Genomic DNA, 12,527 nt, shown 5'->3' on the forward strand with positions numbered 1-12,527 from the left:
GACTCCCCCGCGAACTCCGACGGGCGCGCGGACCGCGTCACCAGCGGACCGTCCGGATCGTCACGGTCGTGGAGGACACGCCCTCCCCCGACTCGTCGCGCGACACCTTCACGGCGTCGTCCAGGCGCGTGAGGTCTCGCCGCAGCGTCTCGGGGACGAGGAAGGTGGAGGCCGTGGTGATGAGGGCCAGCGTGGCCATGTAGATGCCGAGGAGCACCCAGTTGCCGCCGCTGACGGCGATCAGGTAGGCACCCAGCACGCCGGCCAGACCGCCCGCGAGCACCGCGGACAGCTCGCGCGCCATCGCGACGCCGAGGTAGCGGTGGCGGTTGCCGAACAGCTCGGGCAGCATCGCGCACTGCGGTCCGAGCATGACGTTCACCCCGAAGCCGATGCCGACGGCGATCACCGCGATGGCGATCGCGTGGTTGCCGAGGGTGAGCAGCCACCAGGCGGGGAAGGCGTACGCGAGCAGGAACAGCGAGCCCATCCGGTAGACGGTGCGCCGTCCCATCCGATCCGACAGGGCGCCCGACAGCGGGACGGTGAAGATGCCGATGAGCGAGCCCAGCGTGACGCCCCAGGTCAGCAGGCTCTTGTCGGCGTTGTGCCCGGCGACGGCGACGAAGAAGGTGAGCGCGAGGGTGTTGAACATGTACGAGCCGCCGTTCTCGGCCATCCGCAGACCGATGCCGACGATCACGCCCGGCAGGCCGTGGCCGAAGATCTCCCGCACCGGACGGTCGTTGATCTGCTCATGCTTCTCCAGCTCGACGAACGTCGGCGTCTCGCGAAGGCGCATGCGGATGAAGAGAGCGACGAGGATGAGGGCGAACGAGCACAGGAACGGGACGCGCCACCCCCACGTGAGCAGCTGGTCATCGGGCAGGAGGGTGATCAGGCTGAAGACCACGGCGGCCAGCAGCGTGCCGGCCTGGATGCCGATGAACGGCAGCGCCGAGAAGAAGCCGCGTCGGCGCACCGGGGCGTACTCCGCCATGAGCACGGTCGCGCCCGCCTGCTCGGCGCCGGCGCCGAAGCCCTGCAGAAGGCGCATGAGCACGAGGAGGGCCGGGGCCCACAGGCCGATCTGCGCATAGGTGGGCAGCAGGCCGATGGCGGTGGAGGCTCCGCCCATCAGGAGGATCGTGATGACGAGGACCCACTTGCGCCCGAGGCGGTCGCCGAGCACGCCGAAGAACAGGCCGCCGAACGGGCGGGCGACGAAGCCGACGCCGAAGGTCGCGAACGCCGCCACCGTCGCCATCGCCGGGTCGTCCTGCGAGAAGAAGAGCACGTTGAAGATCAGCGCGGTCGACAGCCCGTAGAGGGCGAAGTCGAAGTACTCGAGCGCGCTGCCGATGCTGGAGGCCAGCGTGGCCCGGCGAAGGTTCGCCGCGTACTCGGGGTCGTCGGCCGCACTCGCGGTGACGGGGGGTCGAAGCTCTGTCACTGCCATCTCCTTTGATCGGCACGGCTGGGCCGCGTGTGCGATCAGAGTATCAACCCAGTGGACATAGTTCAATATGTTGAACGCAATCGGCGCGCAGAAGACCGCTTCCCGGGCCGGCGCGAGGTCGTCAGCCGCGACGTGCGGCCGCGCTGAACGGGTTCGTCAGCTGGCGCGCGACCTCACGGAGAGCCGCGGCGACGGCGTCGACGTGCTCCGGCGTCGCCTCGGCGACGGGGATGCCGACACCGATCGCGAGCTGCGGGTCGCCCGGCGCCCACCCCTCGAGCGGGACGGCCACGCCCACGATGCCCGGGAACGACTCCTCGGCGTCGAGTGCCCACCCGCGCTCGCGCGCCTCGACGAGCCGGCTCAGCAGCCCCGCCAGATCGCGCGTCGAGTTCTGCGTCACCGGGGGGAAGACCGCGTCCCGACCGACGAGGGCCGTCACCTCGGCATCCGTCAGCGTGGAGAGCATCGCCCGCCCCGTCGCGCTGAGGGCCGCGGGCAGCCGCGAGCCCAACGGGGTCCCGATGCGCAGCGACCGCGACCCCTCGTGCCGGGCGATGTAGAGGGCGTCGGCACCGTCGAGGATCGCGATCTGCACGAGCTCGCCGGCGAGCACCGGCGAGGCGTCGCAGATGTCGTAGAACTCCCGCACCTGGTTGAACTGCGCGGCGAAGGCGCCGCCCAGCTCGGCGGTGCGCAGTCCGAGGCGGTACCCCTGGGCACCGCGCTCGATCATGCGCGCCGCCTCCAGCGCGAGGCAGAGGTTCGCGGTCGACGATTTCGCCAGCCCCAGCCCCCCGGCGATCTCGGTGAGGTTGAGCGGTCGGCGCGCCTCGGCCAGAAGCTCCAGCAGGCGGATGCTGCGGGTCACGGCGGGCGCAGGGTCGCGTCCGGCGCGGTCATCGAGGTCGTCGCTCATGGTCCTCCTTCGCGCGGAGTCCGCCGGCACGCGCGGACGTCAGTAGAACTCGACCGTATCGACAACCGCGTGCATCGGCGCGCCATCGAGCAGCCGCGTCGCATCCGACGCGAACCGCCGCGCGATGCGCTCCTCCTCGCGACGGCTCAGTGCCGCCGTGTGGGGGCTCACCAGCACGCGCGGGTGCGACCAGAGCGGGGACTCGCGCGGAAGGGGCTCGACCTCGAACACGTCGAGAGCCGCGAAGGCGACCGTGCCGTCATCGAGCGCTGCGAGCAGCGCACGCTCGTCGATGACGCTGCCGCGCCCGACGCTGGCCAGGAGGAGTCCGGGGCGCGCCGCGGCGAAGATGCGCGCGTCGATGAGGTGGTGCGTCTGCTCCGTTCCGGGAAGGGTGACGACGACGGCATCCGCCTGCGCCACCGCGTCGGCGAGCTCGTCGAGCGGCACGAGCCGATCGACGCCGGCGACGGGCTCTCCCGAGCGCGTCGTCCCCCAGACACGCGCACCGAGCGCGTGGAAGCGCTCCGCGCAGGCGGAGCCGATGCCCCCCAGCCCGACGACGAGCACGGTGAGCTCGTCCAGGTGGCGCATCTCCCAGCGCGCCGACGGCCATTCCCGCGCGGCCTGATCGCGCTGCAGCCGCGGCAGGTCCTTCGCCCCGGCGAGGATGCCGAAGACGGCGAACTCGGCCAGCGCCGCACCGTGGACGCCCGCGGTGGTGCTGAAGACGATCCGCTCCAGCGCCTCGGGCGCCAGCTGCGCCGCGCGCACCTGCGCACCGCCGCCGGCGGCGGTGGTCATCACCCAGCGCAGACGCGGATTGGCGGCGACGGTGCGCGCCAGGGCCGCCGGCTCGACGTCGGGGATGCCGAACAGCGCGTCGGCCGAGTCCACCATGCGCTCGTAGCGCTCCTGCTGGGCCGGCGTGCGCCGGAAGGACGGATCGCCCGACCAGTCGGCCGGACCGCGCATCGGGGGGACCAGCTCGTGATCGCGCACCAGCTGCACGCGCGGCTCGAGCGCTTCGATGAGGCGGCAGAGCTCCTCCCGCAGCGGCACGGCGGCGACGGCGCGCAGCGACGGGGCCGTCGGGGACCCCGCATCGGGGGACGGGGTGATCTCCATCGACGTGTCCGACATGCGTGATCCCTTCATCGGGTGGGCGTGATCACCACTCTATCGCACGTCCACTTTGTTGAACATTGTCCATCCTGTTGGACAGCCGCTATCGTGGCCTCCATGACCCTTCCTCTCGATGACGAGAACGTCCGCCTCGGCGTGATCGGTGTGGGCGCGATGGGAGCGCCGATGGCGCGTCGCCTGCTGCACGCCCGCGGATCCCTGAGCGTGTTCACGCGATCCCCGCGCCCCGACCTCGAGGCCGGCGGTGCCACGCTCGTCGCGACACCGCGCGAGCTCGCGGCCCGCAGCGACGCGATCCTCGTGATGCTCCCCGACCTCCCCGAGCTGGAAGCCGTCCTGGACGGCGAGGACGGGCTGCTCGCCGGCGCGGACGCCCTGCTGCTGATGATCGGCTCGACCTCGTCGCCCACCGGCGTGCGCGCGCTCGCCGAGCGTCTCCATCGGACCAGCGGCGGGGCGATCCGGGTCGTGGACTGTCCCGTCTCCGGCGGGGCGGACGGCGCGGAAGACGGCACCCTGTCCATCATGATCGGCGGCGCCGGCGACGACGCGGCCCGCGCGGCGGCGCTCCTGGCTCCCTGCGGGCGCGCCGTGCATCTCGGACCGCTGGGCGCCGGCGAGGTCGCCAAGGCGTGCAACCAGCTCGTCGTCGCGGCGACCATCACGGCCCTCGGCGAGGCGACCGAGCTCGCCGCGCGGTCGGGGCTGGATCTGGACGCCCTGTGGGCGCTCCTGTCCGGCGGCTACGCGGGCTCGAACCTCCTCACCAGCCGGCGGCACCGACTGGTCTCCGGCGACGACTCCCCCTCCGGCGCCGCCAAATACATGGTGAAGGATCTCGGCTTCGCCGCCGACGTGGCCGGGGCCACCGGCATCCACCCCGCTCTGCTGCCCGCCCTGCGCGACATCTTCGACGAGATCGTCGCGGAGGGACTCGGCGACCGGGACATCTCGGTGACGCGTCGGCTCACCGCCCGTCGTCATGCTGCGCCGACGACCCCCGCGGCGGACTACGCTGACTTGTGAATCCCCGACTGATCCCTGAGGAGTTCGACGTGCCCGAACAGACCGCTGCCGAGACCACCACGCCCGTGTCGCCCACGGCCAACATCGGAGTCGTCGGGCTCGCGGTGATGGGCTCGAACCTCGCCCGCAACCTCGCCTCGCGCGAGGGCAACACCGTCGCCGTCTTCAACCGGTCGCGTTCCAAGACCGATGAGCTCGTCGCCGAGCACCCCGAAGCCGGCTTCGTGCCCGCCTTCTCCTACGAGGAGTTCGCCGCCAGCCTGCAGAAGCCGCGCACGGCGCTGATCATGGTCAAGGCCGGCGGCCCGACCGATGCGGTCATCAACGAGCTCATAAACGTCTTCGAGCCCGGCGACATCATCATCGACGGCGGCAACGCCCTGTTCACCGACACCATCCGTCGCGAGAAGGCCGTGCGCGAGCGCGGGTTCAACTTCGTCGGCATGGGCGTCTCGGGCGGTGAGGAGGGCGCCCTCCTCGGCCCGTCGCTCATGCCCGGCGGTCCCGACGAGGCGTGGGTCACGCTCGGCCCCATCCTCCGCTCCATCGCGGCGGTCGCCGAGGGCGAGCCGTGCGTCACCCACATCGGTCACGACGGCGCCGGCCACTTCGTGAAGATGGTGCACAACGGCATCGAGTACGCCGACATGCAGCTCATCGCCGAGGCCTACGACCTCATCCGTCGCGCGACCGGCAAGACCCCCGCCGAGATCGCCGACGTGTTCGCGCAGTGGAACACCGGCGAGCTCGAGAGCTACCTCATCGAGATCACGGCCGAGGTGCTGCGCCAGGTGGATGCCGAGACCGGTGCGCCGCTGGTGGATGTCATCCTCGACCAGGCCGGCGCCAAGGGCACCGGCGGCTGGACCGTGCAGACGGCGATCGACCTCGGTGTGCCCGTCTCGGGCATCGCCGAGGCGGTGTTCGCCCGGTCGCTGTCGAGCCACCCCGAGCAGCGCTCGATCTCCGGAGGCCTTCCGGGGCCGGACGACGACGGCGCCGCGCCCCTGAGCGGCGCGGAGGCCGACGCGTTCATCGAGCAGGTGCGCCTGGCCCTCTACGCCTCGAAGATCGTCGCCTACTCGCAGGGCTTCGACGAGATCCGCGCCGGCGCCGCGCACTACGACTGGTCGATCGACCTCGGCGCGGTCAGCAAGATCTGGCGCGCCGGCTGCATCATCCGCGCCCAGTTCCTCAACCGCATCGCCGACGCCTACGCCGCCGAGCCCGACCTCGCGGTGCTCCTGACGGCGCCGTACTTCGTCGACGCGCTCACGCGTGCGCAGGATGCCTGGCGCACCATCGTGGCGCGGGCCGCCGCCGCCGGCATCCCGGCGCCCGCGTTCTCGTCGTCGCTCGCGTACTACGACGGCCTGCGCGCACAGCGTCTGCCGGCGGCGCTCATCCAGGGTCAGCGCGACTTCTTCGGAGCGCACACCTACAAGCGCATCGACAAGCCCGGCACCTTCCACACGCTGTGGTCCGGCGACCGCACCGAGATCGAGGCCGAAGACACCCACTGAGGCGGGCGACGCGGCTGAGCGGGGCGTTTCGACCCGCTGCGCGCGCTCAACGACCGGGACGGCAACCACCGGTCGTCGAGCGCGCGGCGCAGCCGTGAGCCGAGACGCCTAGAGCCAGTCCTTCTTCTTGAAGACCACGTAGAGCCCCGCGCTCACGGCCGCCATCAGCCCGAGGGCGAACGGATACCCCCAGGGCCACGCCAGCTCCGGCATGTGCTGGAAGTTCATGCCGTAGATGCCGGCGACGAGCGTCGGCGCGAAGCCGATCGCCGCCCACGACGAGATCTTCTTGACTTGGTCGTTCTGCTCGATGCTCCGGCGCGTCATCTCGCTCATCTGATCGTTGCGACGCTGGTCGACGAGCGTCGCGTGGATCGTCAGCGCGTTGTCGAGGGTCTCGCGGAACGCCGCGACCCGCGCGTCGATGTACCGGGCCCGGTCGGCGAGCTCGCGGTAGCCGGGTGCCTCGCCATTCGGCGTCCGGAGGGCGACGTAGTGCTCGAGCCTGTCCATGATGGCCGGCAGCGGCGCCGTCGCGTGTCGCAGGTCGATCACCTCGCGCTGCAGGGCGAAGATGCGCCGGGACACGCCCTCGTCCTCGCCGAACAGCTCCTCCTCGATCTCGTCGATGTCGTGCTCGATGCCGTCCATCACGTCGCGGTAGCCCCGGGTGACGTACTCGAAGGTCCCCCAGAGCACGCCCAGCGGGCCGCGCGCGGCGATGTCGGGATGCTCGTCGAGCAGCGCGCGCAGCCGGTCGACGTCGACCGCGCCGTCGCCGGAGATCACGACGAAGAAGTCGGCGCCCACGAAGAGGTCCACCTCTCGGCACTGCACCGTCTCGGTGGTGTCGTCGTACTGGGAGGGCTGGACGACGACGTACAGGTGGTCGCCGAAGCGCTCCAGCTTCGACCGCTGATGCGTGCGGAGGGCCGTGGCGACGCCGAGGCGCTCCAGGTGGAGCACCTCGGCGAGCTCGTGCACGTCGTCGTCGGTCGGTGCGGTCAGCCCGATCCACAGCATCCCCCCGCGCCGGCGCGCCTCGGCGAGCGCCTCGGCCGGGGAGGCATCGATCGGGTGGGCGATGCCGCCGTCGTAGACGACGCACTGGGGCTGGGCCATGAGAGCCACCCTAGGCCCCGCCCCGGTGCGTCGCGCGTCAGCGGCTGATGTCGCGGACGGTCCCCTTCTCCAGGCGCAACCGACGGCGTGCGCGCTTCGCGACCGCGGAGTCGTGCGTCACCATGACCAGCGTCAGCCCCTCCGCATTGAGCTGCTCGAGCACCACGAGGATCTCGTCGCGCATGTGCTCGTCGAGATTGCCCGTGGGCTCGTCCGCGAGCAGCACGCGGGGGCGCTTCGCGATGGCGCGCGCGATCGCGACGCGCTGCTGCTGACCGCCGGACAGCTCACCCGGGCGGTGGGCGCCGCGGTCGGACAGCCCCACGTGGGCGAGCGCCTCGGCGACCCGCACGTCGCGCTCGGCCCGGTCGAGTCCGAGCGGTTCGAGGCCCATCGCGACGTTCTCCGCCGCGGTCAGCGTCGGGATGAGGTTGAACGCCTGGAACACGAAGCCGATCTCGTGCGCGCGCAGGCGCTCCAGGTCCGCGCCGGATGCCGAGGCCAGGTCGGTCTCGCCGATGACGACGCTCCCGGTGGTCGGCGTGTCGAGCGCCCCCAGCAGCTGCAGGAGGGTCGACTTCCCGCCCCCGGTCGGGCCCTGGATGGTCACGAACTCGCCGACGGGGATCTCGAGGTCGACGCCCCGGAGCGCCTGGACCTCGCGCCCCTTCTGTCGGTAGGTCTTCGTGACGGCGGTCAGCCGGTAGGCGGGCGCGCCGGCGGGGTCGGCGGCGCTCCCGACGGTCGGGTCGATGAGGGTCATGTCGGAGCTCTCTTCGTTACGGGGGTCGGTGGGGTGGGAGGCGGTGGCGTTCACGAGACGGCTCGCAGTGCCTCGGCGGGGCTCAGGCGGGCCGCGCGCCATCCGCCGAAGGCACCGGCGACGAGGCCGCCGGCCACGGCGAGGCCGAGCGCGAGCGCGATGATCCAGACCGAGAGGGGCGCGTGCAGGACGATGTCGGTGGCGGTCTGTGCGAGCTGACCGAACCCGCCCTGGCCTCCTCCCGGGGCCTGTCCCATGCCGCCGGGGCCTCGCCCGCCCGTCGTCGTCGCGGGCGTGGAGGAGATCGTGGGCGCGATGACGTTGATGATGACCACGCCGATCAGGCCGAGCACGACACCGGCGATACCGCCGATCAGCGCCTGCACCATCGACTCCCCCGCGACCTGGCCGACGACGCGCGAGTTGGACCAGCCGATCGCCTTGAGCGTTCCCAGCTCACGCGTACGACGCGAGATGCCGGAGATCGTGAACAGCACGGCCAGGGCGACGGCGACGGCGAGCACGATGATCGACAGCCACGTCCCGAGGCTCGTGATGAGCGAGCTCGCGCTCGAGAGGGAGCCGGAGACGGTCGAGGCGAGCTCGGACTGCGAGCTCACGGTCGCGTCCGGCAGCACGGCGGCCAGAGCCGTCTGCACGTCGGCGATGCGATCGCTGGAGGTCGCCTGGACGTACACGGTCGACACCACGTCGCCCGCGCCGGACAGCGTCTGGGCCACGTCGAGGGGGATGTAGACGTTCGCCGCCGTGTCGGCCGACGAGGAGGCGGACGCCACGATGCCGACGACCTCGAAGCTCGTGCCGCCGATGTCGATCGTGCCGCCGACGGCGACGTCCGCGGTCGCGGCGTAGGTGGCATCCAGCACGGCGACGTCGGAGCCGGCGTCGCTGGAGTCGAGGGCACGCCCGTCGCTCAGCGAGACCGCCGAGAGCGGTCCGACCGCCGTCGCGGACGGGTCGATGCCGAGCACCGTGAAGGAATCGACGCCGAACGACCCGCCGCCGAAGCCGCCGCCGCCCTGGCCACCCTGGCCGCCCTGCCCCTGCTCGGGCATCGTCCCGGTGCCGTCACCGGTGCCGGCGTCGGAGGGCGCCTGCGGCAGCTCGCCGCTGAAGGTCATGTTCGTCAGGCTGAGCGCACCCGTGGCGGCCGACACCCCGTCGACATCCGCCACCGTCTCCAGCACCGAGGCGTCCAGCGTGCTGCGTCCGAAGTCGGTGACCAGTCGCGACTGGCTGAGGGTCGTCGTGCCGTCGGTCCCGGTCTGACCGCCGCCCTCGCCGAAGTCGAAGCGGCCGCCGCTGCCGGGGCCGCCCGAGCCCGGCTCGGCCTGGGCGCCCGTGACGGTGAGGTCGGTGCCGACGCCGTACACCGACTGCAGCGCTTCGGCCTGCGCGTCCCGGATGCCCGCCGACAGCGCGTTGACCATGATCACCAGTGCGACGGCGACGGCGAGGCCGATGGCCACGATCGTCGTCTGCTTCTTCCGGCCGGACAGCTCGCGGCGCAGATATGTCCAATACATCGAGTCCCCTTCTGGCGCCCGCTGCGGTGTGCGCGGCCACGCCGACGCCTCGACGGTAAGAGGGGCGTCGATGTGCCGTCTCGGTCCGGGTTAGGCAGGAGCTATGAGTGCGGGCCGGCGATACACAGCAGGCTCATAGTGCTCGGCATAGGTTCCTCACAGGAGGGGCACGAGAATAAACCCATGACCGCTCTCGCCGCCGCTCCCACCCTCCACCGTCCCGACGGTTCGGCCCTCCGCGTGCTCGTCGTCGACGACGAGCAGATGCTCACCGACCTGCTGTCGATGGCGCTGCGGATGGAGGGCTGGGACGTCCGTACCGCCGGTTCCGGCTACGACGCACTCTCCCAGGCACGCGAGTTCGACCCCGACGCTATGGTGCTCGACATCATGATGCCCGACCTGGACGGCATGTCGGTGCTGCAGCGGCTGCGGCACGCGGGCAACGACGTGCCCGTGCTCTTCCTCACCGCGAAGGATGCCGTGGCGGACCGCGTCGCGGGCCTCACCGCGGGCGGCGACGACTACGTGACAAAGCCCTTCAGCCTCGAAGAGGTGGTCGCACGTCTGCGCGGCCTCATGCGGCGAGCCGGCACGGCGACCGCCGGCACGGCCGACCCGATCCTCCGGGTGGGCGAGCTGACGCTCAACGAGGACTCGCACGAGGTCATGCGCGGCGACGCGGAGATCGAGCTGACCGCCACGGAGTTCGAGCTCCTGCGCTTCCTCATGCGCAACCAGCGTCGCGTCGTGTCGAAGGCGCAGATCCTCGACCGCGTCTGGAACTACGACTTCGGCGGTCGCTCGTCGGTCGTCGAGCTCTACATCTCCTACCTCCGCAAGAAGATCGACGCCGGACGCGAGCCGCTCATCCACACCGTCCGCGGCGTCGGCTACATGATCAAAGCCCCTCAGTGAGCGCCACGACCCCCTCATCCCCCGGGCGTCACGTGCGCCGGCGCTGGAGCCTGCAGACCCGCCTGATCACGGCCGTCGTCGGCATGGTGACCCTCATCCTGGCGATGATCGGCCTGGCCACGAGCGCGCTGCTCGGCAACATCCTGTCCGGTCAGCTCGACACCCAGGTGCGCGACGCCGCCGGCAGTGTGAGTGCGCAGCTGGTCGGTCCGCACTCCGACTACGGCTCGGTCGAGACGGCGCTGAGCGTCCTCCAGGACGCCCGCGTGCGCACCCCCGGCGTCCTGCTGGTCGTGCGCTCCCCCACTGCCCTCGACGGGGCCTACCTCGACGGCAACACCGTCAACCAGCTCACCGACGCCCAGGTGCAGCAGATCGTGACCGCCTTCGACACCTCTCCCGCGACGACCGCCACCGTCGACGACCTCGGCGCCTACCGTCTGTTCACGACCCGCGCCGGCAACAACTACGTCATCGCCGTCGGGCTGCCGCTGTCGTCCATCAGCTCGACGATCGCCCAGATCCTCACGACCGTCGCCCTGGTCACGACGGGCGGCCTGCTCCTGCTGGCGGCGGTCATCGCGATCGTGATCCGACACTCGCTGCGACCGCTGCGCGCCGTCGCGGCGACCGCCACCCGGGTGGCGGCCCAGCGACTGGACTCGGGCGACGTGACCATCACGGAGCGCGTCCCGGCGACCGAGGCCGATGCGAGCGACGAGATCGGTCGGGTCGGCGCGGCGTTGAACTCGCTGCTCGATCACGTCGATGTCTCGCTGACCGCGCGCCAGCGCAACGAGGAGCGCATGCGCGCCTTCGTCGCCGACGCGAGCCATGAGCTGCGCACCCCGCTCGCCGCCATCCGCGGGTACTCCGAGCTGTCGCTGCGCTCTCTGCGGACGGTCCAGGCGGCCGGCGACGCCGCGACCGCGACGCAGGTCGCCGTCAGCGCCGAACAGTCGGAGCACAGCCTGGAGCGCATCCAGTCGGCGTCTCTGCGGATGACGGCCCTGGTCGAGGATCTCCTGCTGCTCGCGCGCCTGGACGAGGGCAAGGAGCTCGTCTACGGCGCGGTCGATCTGACACGTGTCGTGCTGGACGGCGTCGCCGACGCGCAGGTGGCCGGCCCCGAGCACCAGTGGCAGCTCGATGCCACGGAGGAACCCGTGGTCGTCGCCGGCGACGCCATGCGCCTGCACCAGGTGATCGCGAACCTCCTGACCAACGCGCGCGTCCACACCCCCGCCGGCACCACCGTCACCGCATCCATCGCGCTCGTCGACGGCGAGGCCGTCGTGCAGGTCGCCGACGACGGCCCCGGCATCGCCCCGGAGATCGCGGGAGAGCTGTTCGAGAGGTTCTCGCGCGCCGACACCTCACGCGCCCGGCAGACGGGCGGGACGGGGCTGGGACTCTCGATCGCGCAGGCGATCGTGACGGCCCATCACGGCACGATCACGGTCGACAGCGTGCCGGGCCGGACGGTGTTCGAGGTGCGCCTGCCGGCGCGGCCCGCCACCCCCGGGGCGGAGGGCGCCTCGACCGCCGTCGACGCCGCCTGACGGCGACATCCGCGAGCGGCGCCCGGCATCCCGGTTCGCCTCCTCACGGTCACGACTGGTTGACTTAGTGCGTGGATCTCGAGCGGTGCCGTGCGGCTGATGTCGGGGCGCTGACGGCCTTCCTCACAGCGGTGGACCTCACGCTGAGCGGACTGGACGCACCGAGCGTGCGATTGTGGCTCGAACGCGACGGGACGGGTGCGATCGTCGGCAGCGTCGGCTACGAGATCAGCGGCGACGGCCGTCATGCACTGATCCGCAGCGTCGCCGTCGGCCCGACGCGGCGTTCCCGTGGTCGCGGCACCGCGCTGGCGCGCTTCGCGCTCGAGCGTGCCGTCGCGGAGGGCGCCCGGAGGGCGTGGCTCTTCAGCCGCCGGTCGGGCCCGTTCTGGCAGAGCCTGGGCTTCGAGCCGGCCGACCGCGACGAGCTCGTCGCGACGTTCGCGGACACCCATCAGGTGCGTATGTTCCAGCAGACCGGACGGCTGAGCCGAGAGGTCGCCTGGTCGCGCCCGCTCGCCGCGAGCTGACCCGCGCGCGGG

General features: G+C 71.7%; 11 protein-coding genes. 5 read left to right on the forward strand and 6 right to left on the reverse strand.

Annotated features, from left to right (window positions below; all coding sequences use genetic code 11):
* Positions 1-37: 37 nt before the first annotated feature.
* From AC6CQV_RS08480 to AC6CQV_RS08490, 3 genes are all read right to left on the reverse strand, one after another.
* Positions 38-1,459 (reverse strand): MFS transporter, encoded by a 1,422-nt coding sequence (locus tag AC6CQV_RS08480; RefSeq protein WP_060959820.1) that lies wholly within the window; start codon positions 1,457-1,459, stop codon positions 38-40.
* Between the two features lie 121 nt (positions 1,460-1,580).
* Positions 1,581-2,378 (reverse strand): IclR family transcriptional regulator, encoded by a 798-nt coding sequence (locus AC6CQV_RS08485; protein ID WP_498259221.1) that lies wholly within the window; start codon positions 2,376-2,378, stop codon positions 1,581-1,583.
* A 39-nt stretch (positions 2,379-2,417) separates the two neighbouring features.
* Positions 2,418-3,521 carry a D-2-hydroxyacid dehydrogenase gene (locus AC6CQV_RS08490; protein ID WP_492491549.1) on the reverse strand — a complete coding sequence of 368 codons (1,104 nt, stop codon included), beginning with the start codon at positions 3,519-3,521 and terminating at the stop codon, positions 2,418-2,420.
* 99 nt (positions 3,522-3,620) lie between these two features.
* Here AC6CQV_RS08490 and AC6CQV_RS08495 point away from each other — a divergent pair, with 99 nt between their 5' ends.
* On the forward strand, positions 3,621-4,550 hold the full coding sequence (locus tag AC6CQV_RS08495) for an NAD(P)-dependent oxidoreductase (RefSeq protein WP_498259222.1): 930 nt from the start codon (positions 3,621-3,623) through the stop codon (positions 4,548-4,550).
* Between the two features lie 29 nt (positions 4,551-4,579).
* Positions 4,580-6,073, forward strand: coding sequence for an NADP-dependent phosphogluconate dehydrogenase (gene gnd, locus AC6CQV_RS08500; protein ID WP_498259223.1), 1,494 nt, complete (start codon positions 4,580-4,582; stop codon positions 6,071-6,073).
* Between the two features lie 108 nt (positions 6,074-6,181).
* Here the strand turns inward: gnd and AC6CQV_RS08505 are convergent, their stop codons facing one another.
* Genes AC6CQV_RS08505 through AC6CQV_RS08515 form a run of 3 tightly spaced genes read right to left on the reverse strand, consistent with a single transcriptional unit; the run spans position 6,182 to position 9,505 of the window.
* On the reverse strand, positions 6,182-7,195 hold the full coding sequence (locus tag AC6CQV_RS08505) for a magnesium and cobalt transport protein CorA (protein ID WP_101306010.1): 1,014 nt from the start codon (positions 7,193-7,195) through the stop codon (positions 6,182-6,184).
* 37 nt (positions 7,196-7,232) lie between these two features.
* The gene (locus tag AC6CQV_RS08510; RefSeq protein ID WP_492491554.1) at positions 7,233-7,958 is read right to left on the reverse strand and encodes an ABC transporter ATP-binding protein; all 726 of its coding nucleotides are present in this window, start codon (positions 7,956-7,958) and stop codon (positions 7,233-7,235) included.
* Between the two features lie 50 nt (positions 7,959-8,008).
* Entirely contained in the window at positions 8,009-9,505 is a 1,497-nt protein-coding gene (locus tag AC6CQV_RS08515; protein WP_492491556.1) for an ABC transporter permease, read from the reverse strand.
* Between the two features lie 183 nt (positions 9,506-9,688).
* Between AC6CQV_RS08515 and AC6CQV_RS08520 the strand changes: the two genes are divergently transcribed.
* The 3 genes from AC6CQV_RS08520 to AC6CQV_RS08530 all read left to right on the forward strand — a co-directional run bounded on the left by AC6CQV_RS08520 (position 9,689) and on the right by AC6CQV_RS08530 (position 12,515).
* A complete protein-coding gene (locus AC6CQV_RS08520; RefSeq protein WP_060959825.1) occupies positions 9,689-10,423 on the forward strand; it encodes a response regulator transcription factor in 735 nt (244 codons plus the stop codon).
* An 83-nt stretch (positions 10,424-10,506) separates the two neighbouring features.
* Positions 10,507-11,985: a sensor histidine kinase gene (locus AC6CQV_RS08525; RefSeq protein WP_191009669.1), complete on the forward strand. Its 1,479-nt coding sequence runs from the start codon at positions 10,507-10,509 to the stop codon at positions 11,983-11,985.
* 71 nt (positions 11,986-12,056) lie between these two features.
* Positions 12,057-12,515 carry a GNAT family N-acetyltransferase gene (locus AC6CQV_RS08530; protein ID WP_498259224.1) on the forward strand — a complete coding sequence of 153 codons (459 nt, stop codon included), beginning with the start codon at positions 12,057-12,059 and terminating at the stop codon, positions 12,513-12,515.
* Positions 12,516-12,527: the final 12 nt, after the last annotated feature.

This window comes from Microbacterium sp. EG9, assembly GCF_059759475.1.

Coding starts and splice junctions, on each gene's coding strand:
- AC6CQV_RS08480 (WP_060959820.1), bottom strand. CDS start 1,459: ATGGCAGTGACAGAGCTTCGACCCCCCGTCACCGCGAGTGCGGCCGAC.
- AC6CQV_RS08485 (WP_498259221.1), bottom strand. CDS start 2,378: ATGAGCGACGACCTCGATGACCGCGCCGGACGCGACCCTGCGCCCGCC.
- AC6CQV_RS08490 (WP_492491549.1), bottom strand. CDS start 3,521: ATGTCGGACACGTCGATGGAGATCACCCCGTCCCCCGATGCGGGGTCC.
- AC6CQV_RS08495 (WP_498259222.1), top strand. CDS start 3,621: ATGACCCTTCCTCTCGATGACGAGAACGTCCGCCTCGGCGTGATCGGT.
- AC6CQV_RS08505 (WP_101306010.1), bottom strand. CDS start 7,195: ATGGCCCAGCCCCAGTGCGTCGTCTACGACGGCGGCATCGCCCACCCG.
- AC6CQV_RS08510 (WP_492491554.1), bottom strand. CDS start 7,958: ATGACCCTCATCGACCCGACCGTCGGGAGCGCCGCCGACCCCGCCGGC.
- AC6CQV_RS08515 (WP_492491556.1), bottom strand. CDS start 9,505: ATGTATTGGACATATCTGCGCCGCGAGCTGTCCGGCCGGAAGAAGCAG.
- AC6CQV_RS08520 (WP_060959825.1), top strand. CDS start 9,689: ATGACCGCTCTCGCCGCCGCTCCCACCCTCCACCGTCCCGACGGTTCG.
- AC6CQV_RS08525 (WP_191009669.1), top strand. CDS start 10,507: ATGGTGACCCTCATCCTGGCGATGATCGGCCTGGCCACGAGCGCGCTG.